Origin of the sequence: Bradyrhizobium sp., from assembly GCF_052389815.1 — a bacterium.
GTDB lineage: Bacteria > Pseudomonadota > Alphaproteobacteria > Rhizobiales > Xanthobacteraceae > Bradyrhizobium.
Window position 1 is genome coordinate 1 of record NZ_JBQTHN010000104.1, and the last position, 19,335, is coordinate 19,335.

General features: G+C 63.8%; 17 protein-coding genes. 4 read left to right on the forward strand and 13 right to left on the reverse strand.

The window, feature by feature from the left end:
• The 7 genes from ACT4OC_RS18660 to pdhA form a co-directional block, all read right to left on the reverse strand.
• Positions 1-831: tripartite tricarboxylate transporter substrate-binding protein (locus tag ACT4OC_RS18660; RefSeq protein WP_444840504.1), on the reverse strand; the 831-nt coding region annotated here is incomplete at its 3' end.
• Positions 832-980: 149 nt separating this feature from the next.
• The gene (locus ACT4OC_RS18665; protein WP_444840505.1) at positions 981-2,222 is read right to left on the reverse strand and encodes a threonine synthase; all 1,242 of its coding nucleotides are present in this window, start codon (positions 2,220-2,222) and stop codon (positions 981-983) included.
• A gap of 72 nt (positions 2,223-2,294) precedes the next feature.
• Positions 2,295-3,716: a dihydrolipoyl dehydrogenase gene (gene lpdA / locus ACT4OC_RS18670; protein WP_444840506.1), complete on the reverse strand. Its 1,422-nt coding sequence runs from the start codon at positions 3,714-3,716 to the stop codon at positions 2,295-2,297.
• Positions 3,717-3,852: 136 nt separating this feature from the next.
• The gene (locus ACT4OC_RS18675) at positions 3,853-5,202 is read right to left on the reverse strand and encodes a pyruvate dehydrogenase complex dihydrolipoamide acetyltransferase (protein WP_444840507.1); all 1,350 of its coding nucleotides are present in this window, start codon (positions 5,200-5,202) and stop codon (positions 3,853-3,855) included.
• A gap of 2 nt (positions 5,203-5,204) precedes the next feature.
• A complete protein-coding gene (locus ACT4OC_RS18680) occupies positions 5,205-5,510 on the reverse strand; it encodes a DUF5076 domain-containing protein (protein ID WP_444840508.1) in 306 nt (101 codons plus the stop codon).
• Between the two features lie 6 nt (positions 5,511-5,516).
• Positions 5,517-6,917 (reverse strand): pyruvate dehydrogenase complex E1 component subunit beta, encoded by a 1,401-nt coding sequence (locus ACT4OC_RS18685; RefSeq protein WP_444840509.1) that lies wholly within the window; start codon positions 6,915-6,917, stop codon positions 5,517-5,519.
• A 108-nt stretch (positions 6,918-7,025) separates the two neighbouring features.
• Entirely contained in the window at positions 7,026-8,048 is a 1,023-nt protein-coding gene (gene pdhA, locus ACT4OC_RS18690; RefSeq protein WP_444840510.1) for a pyruvate dehydrogenase (acetyl-transferring) E1 component subunit alpha, read from the reverse strand.
• Positions 8,049-8,068: 20 nt separating this feature from the next.
• Between pdhA and ACT4OC_RS18695 the strand changes: the two genes are divergently transcribed.
• Positions 8,069-8,329, forward strand: coding sequence for a hypothetical protein (locus ACT4OC_RS18695; RefSeq protein ID WP_444840511.1), 261 nt, complete (start codon positions 8,069-8,071; stop codon positions 8,327-8,329).
• Here the strand turns inward: ACT4OC_RS18695 and adh are convergent.
• A complete protein-coding gene (gene adh / locus ACT4OC_RS18700; RefSeq protein WP_444840512.1) occupies positions 8,299-9,816 on the reverse strand; it encodes an aldehyde dehydrogenase in 1,518 nt (505 codons plus the stop codon). The genes ACT4OC_RS18695 and adh overlap by 31 nt on opposite strands.
• A 173-nt stretch (positions 9,817-9,989) precedes the next feature.
• Complete coding sequence (locus ACT4OC_RS18705; RefSeq protein WP_444840513.1) at positions 9,990-10,955, reverse strand: GAF domain-containing protein; 966 nt, start codon at positions 10,953-10,955, stop codon at positions 9,990-9,992.
• Positions 10,956-11,192: 237 nt separating this feature from the next.
• Here ACT4OC_RS18705 and ACT4OC_RS18710 point away from each other — a divergent pair, with 237 nt between their 5' ends.
• Entirely contained in the window at positions 11,193-12,428 is a 1,236-nt protein-coding gene (locus ACT4OC_RS18710) for a hypothetical protein (protein ID WP_444840514.1), read from the forward strand.
• 251 nt (positions 12,429-12,679) lie between these two features.
• Here the strand turns inward: ACT4OC_RS18710 and ACT4OC_RS18715 are convergent, their stop codons facing one another.
• The 3 genes from ACT4OC_RS18715 to ACT4OC_RS18725 all read right to left on the reverse strand — a co-directional run bounded on the left by ACT4OC_RS18715 (position 12,680) and on the right by ACT4OC_RS18725 (position 14,890).
• Entirely contained in the window at positions 12,680-12,997 is a 318-nt protein-coding gene (locus ACT4OC_RS18715; RefSeq protein WP_444840515.1) for an FtsB family cell division protein, read from the reverse strand.
• Positions 12,998-13,034: 37 nt separating this feature from the next.
• Complete coding sequence (locus ACT4OC_RS18720) at positions 13,035-13,592, reverse strand: NADPH-dependent FMN reductase (protein ID WP_444840516.1); 558 nt, start codon at positions 13,590-13,592, stop codon at positions 13,035-13,037.
• A gap of 164 nt (positions 13,593-13,756) precedes the next feature.
• Positions 13,757-14,890 (reverse strand): zinc-binding dehydrogenase, encoded by a 1,134-nt coding sequence (locus tag ACT4OC_RS18725; RefSeq protein WP_444840517.1) that lies wholly within the window; start codon positions 14,888-14,890, stop codon positions 13,757-13,759.
• Positions 14,891-15,084: 194 nt separating this feature from the next.
• On the opposite strand from ACT4OC_RS18725, the gene ACT4OC_RS18730 reads away from it, so the two are divergent.
• Positions 15,085-16,569 (forward strand): glycosyltransferase family 39 protein, encoded by a 1,485-nt coding sequence (locus ACT4OC_RS18730; protein WP_444840518.1) that lies wholly within the window; start codon positions 15,085-15,087, stop codon positions 16,567-16,569.
• A 151-nt stretch (positions 16,570-16,720) separates the two neighbouring features.
• The gene (locus ACT4OC_RS18735; protein WP_444840519.1) at positions 16,721-17,998 is read left to right on the forward strand and encodes a hypothetical protein; all 1,278 of its coding nucleotides are present in this window, start codon (positions 16,721-16,723) and stop codon (positions 17,996-17,998) included.
• A gap of 22 nt (positions 17,999-18,020) precedes the next feature.
• Here ACT4OC_RS18735 and eno read toward each other — a convergent pair whose 3' ends face one another.
• Positions 18,021-19,304: a phosphopyruvate hydratase gene (gene eno / locus ACT4OC_RS18740; RefSeq protein WP_444840520.1), complete on the reverse strand. Its 1,284-nt coding sequence runs from the start codon at positions 19,302-19,304 to the stop codon at positions 18,021-18,023.
• Between the last annotated feature and the right edge of the window lie 31 nt (positions 19,305-19,335).

Consider the following 19,335-nt stretch of genomic DNA (forward strand, 5'->3'; position numbering starts at 1 on the left):
CACGGCGGGATCGTTCATCGCCTCCACGGCGGCGGCATTCAGCTTCGCAATGACGTCCTTCGGCGTGCCCTTGGGCACCCACAGGCCCGACCACAGGCTCATGTGGAAACCGGGCAGCCCGGCTTCGTCCACCGTCGGAATGTCGGAGGCGGAGCCGACGCGCTTGGGACCGGTGACGGCATAGGCGCGGATGTTGCCGGCGCGCACCTGCTGGATCGAGTTGGAGAGCTGGTCGACGATAAGATCGATCTGACCGGCGACGAGGTCGTTCATCGCAGGCCCCGTGCCGCGATAGGGCACGTATTGCAGCTTGATACCGGCGAGGTTGGCGAAATAGAGCCCGGCGATGTGGCTGCCGGAGCCCGCGCCCGCGGTGCCGGCGGCGGCCGGCGATGACCTTGCCTTCAGCCAGTCGATGAATTCCTTCAGCGTCTTTGCCGGCACTGCGTTCTTGCTGACGATGACCATGCTGTTGCTCGGTAGCAGTACCACCGGCTCGAGATCGCCGACGAGGTCGTAATTGAGCTTGTAGATCGCGCCGTTGGCGACATGGGTGCCGAGATGGCCGAAGGAGATGGTGTAGCCGTCCGGTGCAGATTTCGCCGCGCGGCCGACGCCGATCGAGCCGCCCGCGCCGGTCACGTTCTCGACCAGCACGGATTCGCCGAGGGTGATCTTCATCCGCTCGGCCAGAATGCGCGCCATGGCGTCCGACGGGCCGCCGGCGGAGAACGGCACGATGATGGTGATGGCGCGCGTGGGGAAGTTTTGGGCCGATGCCGGAAGGGCGAAGGCGAGAGCTGCAAATACGGCCAGAACGAGTCTTCGCATCACTGCCTCCCTGAGACGACCACCATCGTCATTGCGAGGAGCCAACGGGTCGCGCGAACGCGCGCCCGATGATAAACTCCGCTGACGAAGCAATCCATGCTTCCGATGCCGCATGATGGATTGCTTCGCTTCGCTCGCAATGACGGCCGTTACAGTTTAGCGTAGTCGATCGGCTTGTGGCGATCGAGCGTGCGCTCCACCTTCGGCAGCGGATATTTAAGCCCTGTCGCGCAATTAAAAAGCATCACCCGGTCGGTCCTGGCAACTCGACCTTCGGCCAGACTCTGCTTGTAGGCGGCGTATGTTGCAGCGCCCTCAGGGCAAAGCAAAAGCCCCTCCTCGCGCGCCACCTCGTTGAGCGCAGCAGAAATCTTCTCGTCCTCCACCGCAATGGCGAATCCCTTGCTCTCGCGCACGGCGCGCAGGATGAGAAAATCCCCGATCGCCTGCGGCACGCGGATGCCGGCGGCGATAGTGTGGGCATCCTCCCAGCGCGGGGCGTGCTCGGTGCCAGCTTCAAATGCACGCACCATCGGCGCGCAGCCGGAAGCCTGCACCGCCACCATGCGCGGGCGCTTGCTGCCAATGAAGCCGATGGCCTCGAGCTCGGCAAAGGCCTTCCACATGCCGATCAGTCCGGTGCCGCCGCCCGTGGGATAGAAGATCACGTCGGGCACGTCCCAGCCGAGCTGCTCGGCGAGCTCCAGCCCCATCGTCTTCTTGCCCTCGATGCGGTACGGCTCCTTCAGCGTCGAGGTGTCGAACCAGCCGGCCTTGGCTTTGCCCTCGCCGACGATCTTGCCGCAGTCGTCGATCAGGCCGTTGACGCGGTAGACGGTGGCGCCCTGCAGCTCGATCTCGCTGACGTTCACCTCCGGCGTGTCCGCCGGGCAGAAGATCGTGGTCTTGATGCCGCAGGCGGTGGCATAGGCGGCGAGCGCCGCCCCCGCATTGCCGTTGGTCGGCATCGCCATATGCTTGATCCCGAGCGCCTTGCCCATCGACACCGCCATCACGAGGCCGCGCGCCTTGAACGAGCCGGTCGGCAGGCGGCCTTCATCCTTGACGATGATCTCGCCGCCGCCGAGCTTTTTGGAAAGCTTCGGCAGCCGGATCAGCGGCGTCGTCACTTCGCCGAGGCTGACGATGTCGGCTGTTTTCCGCACCGGCAGCAGCTCGCGGTAGCGCCACATGTCGGCGGGACGGTCGCCAAGCGCCTCCTTGGTGAGCGCCTTCTTCACACCGGCGAGGTCGTAGCGGACGAGCAGCGGCTTGCCGGCCCTGGAGAGATTGTGCACCTGGTCGGCGGCATAATGATCGCCTTCCATCGCGCATTCGAGATGGGTCACGAACGTCGGCCGTTCGATGGTGAGGTTGTCGTTGTCTTTCACGTTTCTTCTTCCTCGCTCGTCTCTGTCAGCCGTCATTGCTTCGTCGCTGCACTCCTCGCAATGACAGTTGGACTAAATATTCAGCACCCGGCCGTAGGCGTCGAGCACGGCTTCCTTCATCATCTCCGACAGCGTCGGATGCGGGAAGACGGTGTGCATCAGCTCTTCCTCTGTCGTCTCGAGATTCATCGCCACCACGTAGCCCTGGATCAGCTCGGTGACCTCGGCGCCGATCATGTGGGCGCCGAGCAGTTGCCCGGTCTTCTTGTCGAACACGACCTTGATCAGGCCCTGGTCCTCGCCGAGCGCGATCGCCTTGCCGTTGCCGACGAAGGGGAAGCGGCCGACGCGGATTTCGCGGCCACCTTCTTTCGCGCGCGCCTCGGTCAGGCCGACGGAAGCGATCTGCGGGTGGCAATAGGTGCAGCCGGGAATGAGGTTCTTGTCCATCGCGTGCGGATGCAGACCCTTGATGGCCTCCACGCAAACCACGCCTTCATGCTCGGCCTTGTGCGCCAGCATCGGGGGCCCGGCGACGTCGCCGATGGCGTAGATGCCGGGGACGTTGGTCTTGCCGTAGCCGTCGACCACGACGACGCCGCGGTCGGTCTTGACGCCGAGCTTTTCGAGGCCAAGGCCTTCGATATTGCCGACCACGCCAACCGCGGAAATCACCCGCTCGAACTCGACCGCCTGGGTCTTGCCCTTGCCGTCATCGATGGTGGCGACCACGCTGTCGCTCTTCTTGTCGAGCTTCGTCACCTTGGTGTTGGTGTGGATCTTGATGCCCATCTTCTCGAAGCGCTTGCGCGCGAGCCCTGCGATCTCGGCGTCCTCGACCGGCAGGATCTGCGGCAGCACTTCGACGACGGTGACGTCGCTTCCCATGGTGTGGAAGAACGAGGCGAACTCGATGCCGATCGCACCTGACCCGACCACCAGCAGCGATTTCGGCATGCGCTCCGGCACCATCGCCTCGAAATAGGTCCAGACCAGCTTCTTGTCGGGCTCGAGCCCCGGCAACACGCGCGGCCGCGCGCCGGTGGCAAGAATGATGTGCTTGGCCTGATAAGTGCCCTCGCCGGCTGCGCCCTTCGGCGCCTCGACCGCGGATTTCTTCACGGTGACCTTACCGGGCGCGTCGATCGAGGCCTCGCCCCAGATGATCTGCACCTTGTTCTTCTTCATCAGGAAGCCGACGCCGTCGTTGAGACGCTTCGACACCCCGCGCGAGCGCTGCACCACGGCCTTGGGATCGAAGGAAACCTTCTCCGCGGAGAGGCCGTAATCCTTGGCGTGCTGCATGTAATGGTAGATCTCGGCCGAGCGTAAGAGCGCCTTGGTCGGGATGCAGCCCCAGTTCAGGCAGATGCCGCCGAGATAGGATTTTTCCACGATCGCGGTCTTGAAGCCGAGCTGCGCCGCGCGGATCGCCGTGACATAGCCGCCGGGACCGGAGCCGATGATGATGACGTCGAAGGATGTGTCGGCCATGGTCTATGCGCTCATTTCATCTTGAACCGGATCGACTTCTTGCCGTCATTGCGAGGAGCGGAGCGACGAAGCAATCCAGCTTTCTTTGCTGCGGCAAAGCTGGATTGCTTCGCTTCGCTCGCAATGACGTAAATCCTCACACCATCATCATCACGGGGTTCTCGATCAGCCGCCTGAACGCGCCGATCAGCTCGGCGCCGAGCGCGCCGTCGATGGCGCGGTGATCGCAGGACAGCGTCGCGCTCATGATGTGGGCGGCCTCGATCTTGCCGTTCCGCACCACCGCCCGCTCCTCGCTGGCGCCGACCGCGAGGATGGTCGATTGCGGCGGGTTGATCACGGCGGTGAAGTGGCTGATGCCGAACATGCCGAGGTTGGAGACCGACGAGGTGCCGCCCTGGTACTCTTGCGGCTTGAGCTTGCGCGTGCGCGCGCGGGCGGCGAGGTCCTTCATCTCGTTGGAAATCGTCGACAGCGACTTGGTCTCGGCATTGCGGATGATCGGCGTGATGAGCCCGCCGGGCATCGCCACGGCAACGCCGACGTCGGAATGCCTGTGTTTGACCATGCCGGCTTCGGTCCAGCTGACATTGCAATCCGGCACCTGCTGCAGCGCCACTGCAAGGGCCTTGATGACGAAGTCGTTGACCGAGAGCTTGTAGAGCGGCTTCTTTTCCTTGTCCTTCGGCGCGGCGGCGTTGATCTGCTCGCGCGCATCCAGCAGCCGGCCGATGTCGCAGTCGATGGTGAGGTAGAAGGTCGGGATGCTCTGCGTCGCCGCGGTCAGGCGCTGGGCGATGGTGCGGCGCATGCCGTCATGCGGGACGATGTCGTAGGAGCCCGGCTCGAACAGCGCGAGGATCTGCTGGTCGCTCATCGCAGGCGCGATGGCGGGCGCGGCGCCCGGTGCTGCCGCCGGCGCCTTCAGGCCCTTGCCGGATTTCGCGCCCTCGACGTCGCGGGCGATGACGCGGCCATGCGGGCCCGATCCGGTGATGCGGGAAAGATCGATGCCGGCGTCTTTCGCAAGACGTCGCGCCAGCGGTGAGGAGAAGATGCGCCCGTGGCCGTTGGCCTGCGCGGCGGGGGCCGGCGCCGGCGCGGCAGCGGGAGGCGGCGGAGCCTTTGCGGAAGGCGCAGGAGCCGGTGCTGCGGCCGCGGCGGGAGCCGCGGCTGGCGCCGGTGCAGCCGCAGGCTTCGGCGCCGGCGCACCACCACCGCTGGCCGCCGCCTTCACGTCCTCACCGTCGCCGGCCAGAATCGCGATGACGTCGTTGACGGGAACGTCGGCCGTACCCTCGGGCACCAGGATCTTCGCGATAGTGCCCTCGTCGACCGCCTCGACCTCCATGGTCGCCTTGTCGGTCTCGATCTCCGCGATGACGTCGCCGGACTTAACCTTGTCGCCCTCCTTCTTGAGCCACTTGGCAAGGTTGCCCTTTTCCATCGTGGGCGACAGTGCAGGCATCAGAATGTTGATTGGCATCGTCAGTGACCTTGTTGCGACCGCGGCGTGGTGTTGCCCGTGTCGGTCGGACGCGCGATTTCGGCTTCGAACATGTCGAGGATCTGCGCCAGCGCTTCCTCCTCGGACATTACGGATTCCCGCGCGTAGGCGCGCGCGGCGTGGCGGGCGATGTCGACGAGGAGCAAGCCCCACATGCCGGGCTCCTCGAAGGCGCGTGTGAACGCGATCGACAGGCCGCCGTCGACGACGAAGGCGCGCAGCACCTCGGTGGCGTCCTCGCGGCCGACCACGTCGGGCGGCAATGGCTGCTCGTTCGGGCCTGCCATGGCGGCTTACCGGTAGCAGACGGCCTTGGCGGCCTCGACCACCTCGGCGACGGAAGGCAGTGCAAGCTTCTCGAGGTTCGCCGCATAGGGCATCGGCACGTCCTTGCCGGAGACGCGCGCGACCGGCGCATCGAGATAATCGAAGGCGTGCTCCATGATGCGCGCGGCGACTTCGGCGCCGATGCCGGACTGCTGCCAGCCTTCCTCCACGGTCACCGCGCGGCCGGTCTTCTTCACGGAGGCGACGATGGTCTCGGTGTCCATCGGGCGCAGCGTGCGCAGATCAACGACCTCGGCCTCGATGCCTTGCTTGGCGAGCTCGTCGGCGGCCTTCAGCGCATAGCTCATGCCCATCGACCAGGAGACGATGGTGACGTCCTTGCCCTTGCGCACCACGCGCGCCTTGCCGATCGGCACGACGTAATCGTCGAGCTTCGGCACCTCGCCGGTATGGCCGTAGAGCACCTCGTTCTCGAGGAAAATGACGGGGTTGGGATCGCGGATCGCGGCCTTCAAGAGGCCCTTGTAGTCGGCGGCCGAGAACGGCGCGATCACCTTCAGGCCGGGGATCTGCGAGTACCAGGCCGAATAATCCTGGCTGTGCTGTGCGGCAACGCGGGCGGCCGCGCCGTTCGGGCCGCGGAACACGATCGAGCAGCCCATCTGGCCGCCGGACATGTAGAGCGTCTTGGCGGCGGAGTTGATGATCTGGTCGATCGCCTGCATGGCGACGTTGAAGGTCATGAACTCGACGATGGGTTTTAACCCCGTCATCGCAGCACCGACGCCGACGCCGGCAAAGCCGTGCTCGGTGATGGGCGTGTCGATGACGCGGCGCGCGCCGAATTCCTGCAGCAGGCCCTGCGTCACCTTGTAGGCGCCCTGATATTCGGCGACCTCCTCGCCCATGATGAACACATCGGGGTCGCGGCGCATTTCCTCGGCCATCGCATCGCGCAACGCCTCGCGGATGGTCTGCGTGATGAACTCGGTGCCGGCAGGCACTTCCGGCTCGGGCTCGCTGACGGATGTCGGCGCAGTGGGATGAGGCGGCGCCGAGATCGCAGGCTTGCCTTCGCCGACCGGCGACTTCGACTCTGCAACTTCCTGCGCGACGTTCGGCGCGGGCGCGGCCGGCGCCTTGGCGAGATCGGCGGCGTTCTCGCCGTCGGCCAGGATCATCGCGATCGGCGTGTTGACGGCGACGTCCGCGGTGCCTTCCGGAATCAGGATCTTGCCGAGCGTGCCCTCATCGGTCGCCTCGACCTCCATGGTCGCCTTGTCGGTTTCGATCTCGGCGATGACGTCGCCGGACTTGATGGTCTCGCCCTCTTTTTTCAGCCATTTGGCGAGGTTGCCCTTCTCCATCGTGGGCGACAGCGCAGGCATCAGAACTTGAATCGGCATGGTGGCTCCGGAAACTTCTTTTGTTTGAGCATGATCTTGTCCGAAAACCGGTCTCCACTTTGCACTAACGTGGCCCTCCGGGTCGGGATCATGCTCTAAGACTGCGCTTTAGCGGTAGATGTCGGTCCAAAGCTCCGACGGATCGGGCTCGGGATCCTTCTGGGCGAAGTCGGCGGAGGCGTTGACGATCTCGCGCACTTCGGCATCGATCTTCTTCAATTCATCCTCGCCGACCTTGGCGGCCAGGAGGCGATTGCGTACCTGCTCGATCGGATCGGAATCGTGGCGGACTTTTTCCACCTCCTCGCGGGTGCGGTATTTCGCCGGGTCAGACATCGAGTGGCCGCGATAGCGGTAGGTCTGCATTTCCAGGATGTAGGGGCCTTTGCCGGCGCGGCACCAGGCGACCGCCTCGTCGGCCGCAGCCTTCACGGCGCGCACATCCATGCCGTCGACCTGCTTGCCGGGAATGTTGAAGGAAGCGCCGCGCTTGGAGAAGTCCTGCTGCGCCGAGGCGCGCGACACCGCGGTGCCCATGGCATAGCGGTTGTTCTCGATCACGTAGACGACGGGCAGCTTCCACAGCTCCGCCATGTTGAAGCTTTCGTAGACCTGGCCCTGATTGGCGGCGCCGTCGCCGAAATAGGCGAGCGAGACGTTGTCGTTGCCGCGATAGCGATTGGCGAAGGCCAGACCCGTGCCGAGCGAGACCTGGGCGCCGACGATGCCGTGGCCGCCGTAGAAATGCTTCTCCATGCTGAACATGTGCATGGAGCCGCCCTTGCCCTTGGAATAGCCGCCGCGGCGTCCGGTCAGCTCGGCCATCACGCCGTTGGCGGTCATGCCGGTGGCGAGCATGTGCCCGTGGTCGCGGTATCCGGTTATGACCTGGTCACCGGGCTTGAGCGCCATCTGCATGCCGACGACGACCGCTTCCTGGCCGATATAGAGATGACAAAAGCCGCCGATCGCACCCATGCCGTAGAGCTGGCCCGCCTTTTCCTCGAAACGGCGGATCAGGAGCATGTCGCGCAGCGCCTTCAGCTCCTGCTCTTTGGTGAACTCCGGGGGAGAGCTTGCTCCCTTTTCCTGACCTGAATCCTTGGCGACGGCTTTCTTCGGTGCGGCCATGAATATTTCCGGGATAGAGAATGTGGGAAGCCCTCTCTAACCCAACTCAAAACGCCGCGAAAGGAATTGCCGGTGTTGGCGGGAATATTGCTATGCCGCACTGCAGCGCGAAACAACGAATTGAAAATATTGGAATCGATTTGGCGGACTGCGCAGAATTTCGTTTCGTGACGGAAAAAAGGCGGCGTGGCGAAACTCGCCGCGCCGCCAAGTCCAGTCTGAGTGGTCCAGTCTCAGAACAACTCCAGTCTCAGAAGAAGCCGAGCTTCTTCGGGCTGTAGCTAACCAGCAGATTCTTGGTCTGCTGGTAGTGATCGAGCATCATCTTGTGGGTCTCGCGACCGATGCCCGACTGCTTGTAGCCGCCGAACGCCGCGTGCGCGGGATAGGCGTGGTAGCAATTGGTCCAGACGCGGCCGGCCTGGATCGCGCGGCCGAAGCGGTAGCAGCGGTTGGCGTCGCGGCTCCAGACACCGGCGCCGAGGCCGTAGAGCGTGTCGTTGGCGATCGCCAGCGCCTCGTCATCGGTCTTGAAGGTCGTGACCGACACGACGGGGCCGAAGATCTCCTCCTGGAAGATCCGCATCTTGTTGTTGCCGTGGAACACGGTCGGCTGCACGTAGAAGCCGCCGGAGAGATCGCCGGGCAGCATGGCGCGCGCGCCTCCGGTGAGCAGCTGAGCACCTTCTTTCTTGCCGATGTCGATATAGGAAAGAATTTTCTCCAGCTGCTCGTTCGAGGCCTGCGCACCGATCATGGTGGCGGGGTTCCGCGGATCGCCCTGCACGATGGCGGCAACGCGGGCCAGCGCCTTCTCCATGAAGCGCTCGTAGATCGATTCGTGCACCAGCGCACGGCTCGGACAGGTGCAGACTTCGCCCTGGTTCAGCGCGAACATGACGAAGCCTTCGATGGCCTTGTCGAGGAAATCGTCGTCTTCGGCGACGACGTCCTTGAAGAAGATATTCGGCGACTTGCCGCCGAGCTCCAGCGTGACGGGAATGAGGTTCTGGCTGGCATATTGCATGATCAGCCGGCCCGTCGTGGTCTCGCCGGTGAAAGCGATTTTTGCGATCCGCGGGCTGGACGCCAGCGGCTTGCCGGCTTCCAGGCCAAAGCCGTTGACGATGTTGAGGACGCCGGGCGGCAGCAGGTCGGCGATCAGTTCCGCCCACACCATGATCGAGGCCGGCGTCTGTTCGGCCGGTTTGAGCACGACGCAGTTGCCGGCAGCCAGCGCCGGCGCGAGCTTCCAGCACGCCATCAGCAGCGGGAAGTTCCAGGGGATGATCTGGCCGACCACGCCGAGCGGCTCATGGTAGTGATAGGCGACCGTGTCTTGGTCGATCTCGGCGAGGCTACCTTCCTGGCCGCGCACGACGCCGGCGAAATAGCGGAAATGGTCGATGGCGAGCGGAAGGTCGGCGGCGCGCGTCTCGCGGATCGGCTTGCCGTTGTCCCAAGTCTCGGCCACCGCGAGCATCTCTAGGTTGGCTTCCATGCGGTCGGCGATGCGGTTGAGGATGATGGCGCGCTCGACGACGCTGGTTCGCCCCCAGGCTTCCTTGGCGATATGGGCGGCATCGAGCGCCGCCTCGATGTCCTGCGCGTCCGATCGCGCGATCTTGCAGACCACCTGTCCGGTGACCGGCGAGATGTTGTCGAAATACTTGCCCGACTTCGGGGCGACCCACTGGCCGCCGATGAAATTGTCGTACCGCTCGGCGAAGGGCGGCTTGGTGGTCGTGAGGAATTCAGGCTTGTTCATCGTTCACTCCCGCTGTGTTGTGTCTGATATCGCCGGGCGGCTTCGCGTGCGGCGTGGCGCGAACATGTTGCGAGCGCGGATCGTTGTCAGCGGGGGGAAGGCAGGTCGCCCTCGAGACCTGTCGCAAATCTGCGACAGGTGCGGACGGCGATCGGTGGCGCGGGGCAGCGCGTTCAGTGCTGCTTCAGCTCGAGCAGCTTGAGCTTGCGATGCAGCGTCGCGCGGCTGACGCCGAGCGCCCTGGCGGCTGCGGACACATTACCCTGGCTGCGCGACAGCGCCCGCTGCAGCACGCCGCGCTGCACGCCGCCGAGCTGGTCCTGCGCGGGAGCCGTCCCGCCGAGCAGGTCGGCCGCCGGCACCGGGCGCAGCGGCCGGTCACCGGTGAGGCCGAGGGCGAGGCGCGCCGACCGCGTCGCGCCGATGACGAGATCGTCGGAATCGACGGCGAGCAGGCCGCTGCCCTGCCCGTCCGGCGACGGCACCAGCAGGATGCGCGCCTCGGCAAAGGCGGTGCGGAAAAGCTCCGCCTCGATGCGCCGGGCCGCTTCGCCCGCCGCCAGCGCAATCAATCCGGTGAAGGCATCGGTCCGGTCGGCGCGGCAGGAGGAGACGTCGAGAACGCCGGCCAGCTTCGCGTCCGCATCGTAGACGGGAACGGCGGTGCAGCTCAGCTCCGTATTGCGGGTGAAGAAGTGCTGGTCGCGGTCGATGGTGAGCGGGCGTTGCTCGACGAGGCAGGTTCCGATGCCGTTGGTGCCTTCCTGCGCCTCGCTCCAGACCGCGCCGGTCCACAGGCCCCAGGAGCGGAACGTCTCGTCATCGGCGGCGACGCCGCGGCGGTCGACCGGCACGCCGTCGCGGTCGGCCAGCAGCACGCAGCAGCCTGCGGCTCCAACGGCCTGATAGAGGCGATCCATCGCGCCCTGGGAGGCACGCAGCAAAGGTTCGACGCGCTGCCGCACGGCGGCAAGCTCGGCGTCGGACAGCCGTTGCGGCAGGCGCAGGCCGGCGGGGTCGAGGCGATGCAGTTTTGAGGAACGGCACCAAGAGGCGACAAGCGAGGACTTCGCGGCCTCGCCCGATGCGATTGCCGCCTCCACGCGCGCCGAATGATGAGCGAGCTTTTGCCCCTTCATCGCCTGGGTTGCCTCCCTGACCCAAACCTAGAGCGCGGAGGTGCCATTCCATTTGACCGGGATCAATTCGACTTTCGAAACAGGAGGCAGGCGGTCCAGGGGAATGCGCCGACCTTGGCCCGTTGGGTCTCAGAGAAAACACCGCAGAAAAGCACAGTCGAAGTTCGGACCACCACTACTGATAGCAGCTTGACCGAAGTTTAATTGTCGTCCAGATTTCCCTAGGAGGTAGTAGGAATGCCGGGGGGCAACCTGCATAAGCGAGTTCTGTTGCTTGGGCCAACGGGGGTCGATAAGGCAACCGCCATGCAGCGCGTTTGCAAGCGGATGCAGAATTTGCTTGGTCACTCCTATCGCTTCGTCGACTTCGAGAATGAACACCTAAAGCAACATCTGAATGTAAAGAATTGGACCGTCTTTCTAGCCCAAGATATATCGCAGCAAGCAACGACTTGGCGAAGAGGCTGGGAAGACTTCAAGAAGCGACTAGACGGAGAGAATACCATACTCGCTCTCCACGCCACTTACGTGAGCAACCCGATTGGGTTGCGAAGCCCAGTTCACATTCCAAGCATTTGCGATGACTTTCAGCCGACGTTGATAATCTCGTTGATCGACGACGTTTATCAAATGTGGAGTCGAACGGAGGCGCGGGCGGCTGGACAGGAAATCAAGGGGCGGCCCAGCTTTGAGCAGTTGCTGGTCGCGCGGCGAGCGGAGCAATTGCTCGGCGATTTGATCCTGTCACATACTGCCAATCCGAGAGCTCGCCACATTCTTTGTGCGACCGGGAACAACATAGACGCGGTCATAAACCTGCTGGTTTTCAACGCTCCCGTCACCTACCTTTCATTTCCAATTAGCGCTCCGCGGGAGATGGCGGCCAAGGAGGATGATAGGTCGTTCATCGAGGTGATAAATCAAGCCCATCAGCTGGCTGCTGCCGAAATGAGCACCAACCGCAATCGCTCATTCATTTCGCCGCTTTCAATCGACGAACTGCCAATTGTCTTCAAAACGGACGCCACCCCGCAGGAAATGGGGACAATAAAATTTGATTGCACGAACGATCGCTGGAACCTGGAAGAACTATGGGGAAATAGTGAACTTCCTATTCTGCCGAGCTTGACCGGACAAAGGGAATTTCCGAGAGAGCAAATTGATGGTGCCCTCAGAACAGTTCGAACTGACGTTGGATGGCGAGATCGAAGATTGGTTCTTCAATCCGAATCGCTAGCGATCGTTTGCCCCAAACCGCCAGGGGAAGACCGAATCACTCGCGGAGTGAACGAGGAAATTCAAACAGCTGTACCGCTTGGGATCATGTGCAACATTTGGCAGAAGCCCGAATGGGATCCAGACGATTTTGTAGGGAAGCGTTTCCCTCCGGCTGGCTCAATGGGAATTGGACAAACTGAAGCGGTAGTCCAAAAAGTGAAAACGCTAAAAGAACTGATTCGGACAAAACCTTAGAGGCTCCCATGCAGTTGGCTGTCACCATTCAACAGAAAGACTTGGCTGAGCTGCGGAATCTGATTGTGGCTCTTCGAGAAATTCTCAGCGCAAGGAACGTCACTGTTTTGGAAGCTCCCGAGGATATGAACTATCCCTATCCGACCCCCATACTTACGATAAGTGAGGATAGCACGCGAAAGCGTCTTTATGGAACCGAGGCAGTGGAGAAGCTCCGAGACTTAGCTCAACAGCGATAGTTGCGGTAGCCATCACTTGGACCGGACGACCCGGACCAGGTCGCGCGGATTGGCATAGTCGAGCTGGAAGCGCGCACGCTCGTCGAGCATGTCGGGATCGATCTGGCCGGAGCGCAGCAGCGACACCCGCTGCTCGCCCTCGGCGCGCTCGCGCTTGAGCCGCACCAGCTCGGAGGTCAGCGCGACGATCTCCTGGTCGAGCTCCTGGCGGGCGTTGAGCCCGTATTTGCCGGTATAGGCGTTGACGCCGAAGTAACCGACCAAGAGCCCCGCCATCGTGTAGAGGGCGAGCCCGGTGAGAAACGATTTGAGGCGGTTACGCGAGACCATGGCGGCCCCAAGATGGGGCCACAGGGTTAATGGAGTGCTAAATGCCCCCGTTCCACTTCTCGACGAAGCCGGCGTAAGCCTCGAGATATTGCTGCAGCACCTTCTGCACGGGCTCCTTGACCAGCTCGCCCTTGTCGTTGAAGGCGTCGCCGATCCCGTTGAGGTAAATCTCGGGCTGGCCGAGGATCGGGCCGGAGATGCCCGGCAGGATGTTCTGCAGGTGTTTTGCCGCGGCAACGCCGCCGAGCGCGCCCGGCGAGTTGGAGACGATGCCGGTCGGCTTGCCCAGGAACGAGCTCCTGCCATAGGGACGCGAGGCGACGTCGATGGCGTTCTTCAGGACGCCCGGGATCGAGCGGTTGTATTCCGGGGTGACGAACAGCACGCCGTCCGACTTCTGGATCTTCTCCCGGAAGGAAAGCCAGTCCGCCGGCGGATTGGCCTCGAGATCCTGGTTGAAGAAGGAAATCCCTCCCAGCGTGGTGACGTCGAGCTTCAGCGAAGACGGCGAGAGCTTCGCCATCGCGTTGGCGACCTTGAGCGAAAAGGCCTCCTTGCGCAGGCTGCCGACGATAGTGACGATGGTATGGGCCATGGGACTTCCCTGTTTGAGAACGGTGGGCTGCCCTCACCTAGCGTCCCCGCGAGATGGATGCAAGTGCATGAAAGCGGGTTTCGGGAAACGCAGCGTTTGGAAAAATGCGATTGCCGGGAAAGAGGCCGCCCCCTGGGAGCGGCCTGATATCCGGATTGCTGCCGTCACTTGCTCGGGTCGATCAGGAATTTCTCGCCGGTCGATCGCTTGTTGTAGACGGCGATGTTGGCCGGATCGAGCGTCTCGGCCAGCGACACCACCTTGGTGTAGTGGCTGGCGAAGGTGGTCTTCAGCTCCGACGCCACGCGCTGGCGCAGGCGGCCGATCTCGGCGGGGCCGATCTTCTGCAGGAACGGCGTCAAGAGCCAGCCGCCGACGCCCCAGGTCAGGCCGAAGGCGCGGGTCAGCTCGGTCGGGCGGTTGTCGAGGCTGCCGTAGATGTAGACCTGCTTGTACACGTTGGAGCCGTAGCGGCTGTATTCCTTCGCGGTCTTGTTGGCCGCGATCTCCATCGCGGTGAGGATCTGGCTTGCCAGCTTGCCGCCGCCGATGGCGTCAAACGCGATGGTCGCGCCGGTCTCGACCAGCGCATTGGTGAGATCGTCCATGAAGGTCGGCGAAGTGGAATCGACGACGTATTTGGCGCCGATCTTCTTCAGGATGGCGGCCTGCTCCTGGCTGCGCACGATGTTGACGAGGCCGACGCCGTCCTTGATGCAGATCTTGTTCAGCATCTGGCCGAGATTGGAGGCGGCCGCCGTGTGCACCAGCGCCTTGTGGTTCTCGCGGCGCATGGTCTCGGTCATGCCGAGTGCGGTCAGCGGATTGACGAACCAGGACGCGCCGTCCGCGGCCGTGGTGCCCGCAGGCAATTCCATGACGTCGCGCACCTTCATGACGCGATACTGCGAATACATCGCGCCGCCGATCGCCGAGACCGTCTTGCCCATCAGCGCTTTGGCGGCATCGGAAGAGCCGGTCTTGATTACCGTGCCGGCTCCCTCGTTGCCGACCGGCAACGATTGATCGAGCCGCGCCGCCATCATGCGCATCGCCCCTTCCGGCATCTTTGCGGTGATGACCGGCGCCTCCCTGGTGCCGGATAGTTTCGCCGACGCCATGTCGGCAGGCCCGATCAGGAGGCCGAGATCGGATGGATTGATCGGCGCCGCCTCGACGCGGACCACCACTTCGTCCTCGGCCGGCTCCGGCGTCGGCACATTCGCCAGCGATAGTTCGAGCTCGCCACTTTTCTTGAGCAGCGTACGCAGTTGAAGCCCGCTGTTGCCGTCACCCATACTCTTTTCCTCCCTGCCATCCGGCATCTCACGGCCGGTCCGCCTTTACATGCCTAAGAACATTGTCGATATGGTCGCGCCCGGCAATGATGTCCAGCCGCCATCAGCGATTTCGCTCACGCCCTTGCATGCCACCGTCCATGTTGTCGTCCCGTTTCAAACTTAGTTCGCCTGCGCTCCAGATCGCGCTGTGCGTGGCTGTCGTGGCCGGCCTGACCGTGCTGCGTGGAATCTTTGCCGTCAGCATCGAGCTTCGGGTGGACGAAGCCTATTACTGGACGTGGTCAAAGGAGAATGCCGTTTCCTTCCTCGACCACCCGCCGCTGATCGCCTGGTTCGTACGCTTCGGCACGGCGCTGTTCGGCGACAGCAATTTCGGCGTTCGCTTTCCGGGGCTGCTTGCGATGCTGGTCATGCAAGCGGTGCTGGCCGACATCGTGTGGCGCGTCGTTTGCGACTGGCGCTACGTCGTTGCCGCCGTGCTGATGACGGAAGCCGCGCCGCATTACGGACTGATGATGGCGAAGATCGCGCCCGACACCGCGTTGATCCCGTGCGAGCTGCTGATGATCTGGTCGCTGGTGCGCCTGGCGCAGTCCGGCGAGCAGCGCTGGTGGATTCCCGCCGGCTTGTTCGGGGGCCTCGCGCTGTCGGCAAAATACACCGCGGTGCTCCTCGTCCCCGCGATCCTCGCCTTCGTGCTCGTGCCGGCATGGCGCAAGCGGCAGCTTGCAAGCCCGTATTTCTGGATCGGCGCTGCGCTGGCGCTATTGGTCTTCTCGCCGGTGCTCTACTGGAACGCGACGCACGACTGGGCCTCGTTCAAATTCCAGCTCGACCGGCCGCCGCAGGTTTCCACCTGGTCGGCGCGCTTCGTTGCGGATTTCATCGGCCAGCAGTTCGCGCTGGTCGGCGTTCTCCTGCTGCCGATCGTACTGGTCGGCGCATCGATGCTTGCGGTGCGCGGCTATCGCAGCCGCGATCCGGTTTCGATCCTGCTCTCGACCGCCGTGATCTTCCCGCTGTTGTTCTTTCTGTACCGTAGCTTCTCCGCGCGCGTCGGCGACAGCTGGCCGCTGCTGGTCTGGCCGATCGGCTTTGCCTGCGTCGCCATCAATCTGAAGCAATGGCGGCAGCAAGCGCCGCAGTCGCGTATGGCGCAGGATAGCCCCGCCTTCCTCGCTTTCGCCACCGCATCCGGCATCGCGTTCGTCGCCGCCGCGCACGCCTACTACATCTTTGGAAGCGGCAATTATCTCGGCAGGAACGATCCAATCGGCAAGGAAGCCCGCTTTGGCGATGTGGTTGCTGCCGCCGAGAACAAGCGCAATGAGATCGGCGCGCGCTGGTTCGTGACGTCGGACTATCGCATGTATTCGATGCTGCGCTGGCACCTGCGCGACGCGGTGCCCGTGGTGCAGATCAACGAGCGCGCCCGCTATATCGGCTTGCCCAATCCGGCGCTCGACGGCGCGGTCGGACTCTATGTCGCGCCGAAGGACAATCCGAGAGCCGGTGTGTGGAATGGAGCCGCCGCCACACTGCAAGCGGCCGGGCAAGCCGACCTCGCCTGGCGCGGCATCGTCTATGACGTATACGCATTTCAGAAGGTGACGGGCTGGAAGCCGGTGTTCTCCCCCGCTCCCGGCGATCCGCTCTACGCGGCCCGTCCCAATTAGGGACGGAATCGCGTTGCAGTGCGGCAACAGTTCCCCGAAACATCGGATTTCCGTATTCTCCGCCCTTGCGCGGGCACATTGTGAGCCGAAACATCGGCGGCGTTTCGTGCTGCGTAGTCGGAATCAAGATGCGCCCTTGGAGGCTGTGATCATGAACCCGCGGCGAATGGCAGTTGAAATGTGGCCGACGCTGGTTTTCGGCGGCGGTCTTGTCGTGCTGGTTGGCTGCATCGGTTCGGCTGAGAACGCCGCCGCGGTGCGCGTCGTAGATCGCCTCGCCCCCTCATTGGCTGCCAACGCCAAGGCGGTGCTGGCCGTGCCGCAAATGCCCCGGGCTCCCCAAGTCATGGCATCAGCCGATCCGCCCATCAATCTTGCCGAAGTGGCTGCGGCTGCCGACCTGCTGGCGGAGGTCTCCATCGATGCAAGAAGCCGGGAAAGCCAGCAAGCCGAAAAGCCCCCGACCGTGGTCGTGGCTGCGCTGAGCGACCCGGCAACCTCCGTCGATGTGAGTGCCGGCGAAAGTCACGAAGCCGAGAAGCCGCAAGCCGAGAAGCCGCAACCCGTCGTCGTGGCCGCGCTGAGCGATCCGGCCGAAGTCTTGCCGCAGGAAACGGCCGTGCAGGCGGCCACCAGCGCCGCTGCGAGCGTGGCCGATCCAGCGCCGCCGCCGGATGCCGCGGAGGTTCCGGACCGCATCGAAATCGTCGGCGAGTGCCTGGTGGCCGAGGCCTGTATCGACCAGTTCCTGTGGGCGCTCTACGAGCGCACGCCCAAGCAGGACACCACGAAGGAGCACGAGCGCCGCAAGGTGACGGTACGGAACAAGAAGGGCAAGCTGGTCAAGGTGACGAAGACCTTCACACGCCTCGTCAACAACGACTTCACGTGGAAGGACCCGAAGGCGGCCGAACGCGTCGGCATGTCGATGATCGACTACGTGATCGGCGGCATGGAGAAGAGCTTCAAGATGAAGCTGTTCTACATGCTCTACGCCGCTGAGAAAGCGGGACTGTCCCCGGGCATCACCAGCGCGTTCCGCGACGACTACCGCCAGTCCATCGCCAGCGGCCTGAAGGCGGCATCCGACCGGTCGTATCACGGCGGCAGCTTCCGCGGCGGCTACGGCCACGGGCTTGCGGCCGACATCGTCAGCACCAAGGGCGCGACGCGCGCGCAGCGCTGGGTCTCGACCGAGGCGCTGTGGAAATGGGTCGACGCGAACGGCAAGGACTTCGGGATCGGGCGTCCCTATCTCGACCGCGACCCGCCGCATGTCGGGCCGATGGACGGCCAGGAATACGTGTCGAAGCGCGGCGCCCCGAAGGCCGCCGATACCAAGAAGCCGGACGGCAAGGCCGCGCAGGAAAAGCCCGCCACGCCCAAGCGTCCGGTCGCCGACAAATCGTCGAAGGCGCGATCGACCTGACCGAAGCGGAAAGGCTCGCTGCTTAAGCGAGCGCCTTCAGCGCGGCCCTGCCCGCATACTTCGCCTGCTTGCCGAGCTGCTGCTCGATGCGCAGCAGCTGGTTGTATTTCGCCGTGCGGTCGGAGCGCGCCAGCGAGCCGGTCTTGATCTGCCCGCAATTGGTGGCGACGGCGAGATCGGCGATGGTCGAATCTTCCGTCTCGCCGGAGCGGTGCGACATCACGGCGGTGTAGCCGGCCTTGAAGGCCATCTCGACCGCGGCGAGCGTCTCGGTGAGCGTGCCGATCTGGTTGACCTTGACCAGGATCGAATTGCCGCGGCCGGCCTTGATGCCTTCCGCAAGGCGGTTGACGTTGGTGACGAAGAGGTCGTCGCCGACCAGCTGGCACTTCTTGCCGATCAGGTCGGTCAATTCCTTCCAGCCGTCCATGTCGTCTTCCGACATGCCGTCCTCAATGGAAACGATCGGATAGCGCGCGACGAGGTCGGCGAGATATTTGGCCTGCTCGGAGCGCGAGCGGGTCTTGTTCTCGCCGCCATAGACGTAATTGCCGTCCTTGAAGAACTCGGTGGAGGCGCAGTCGAGCGCCAGCATGACGTCGCCGCCCGCCTTGTAGCCGGCCTTGTTGATGGCGTTCATGACGAATTCGAGCGCGGCATCCGCCGACGGGATGTTCGGCGCAAAGCCGCCCTCGTCGCCCACGTTGGTATTGTGGCCGGCCTTCTTCAGCTCGCCGCGCAGCGTGTGGAAGATCTCGGCGCCGCAGCGCAGGCCTTCGGCAAAGCTCTTGGCGCCGACCGGCATAATCATGAATTCCTGGAACTCGATCGGGTTGTCGGCATGCACGCCGCCATTGATGATGTTCATCATCGGCACCGGCAACGTCCGCGCCGAGGTGCCGCCGACGTAACGATAGAGCGGCATCTGAAGCGATTCCGCCGCCGCCTTGGCGCAGGCGAGCGATACGCCGAGGATGGCGTTGGCCCCGAGCCGCTTCTTGTTGGGCGTGCCGTCGAGCGCGATCATGATCTCGTCGATCTGCACCTGGTCCTCGACGGCGTGATCGGTCAGCGCCTCGAAGATCTCGCCGTTCACGGCGGCGACCGCCTGCTGCACGCCCTTGCCGAGATAGCGGCCCTTGTCGCCGTCGCGCAGCTCGACCGCTTCATGGGCGCCGGTGGAGGCACCGGAGGGAACGGCGGCGCGGCCGACCGAGCCGTCTTCCAGCACGACGTCGACCTCGACCGTGGGATTGCCGCGGCTGTCCAGGATTTCGCGGCCGATGATGTCAACAATGGCGGTCATGTCGTCGTCCCCAAAAGGTGAGATGTTGGCT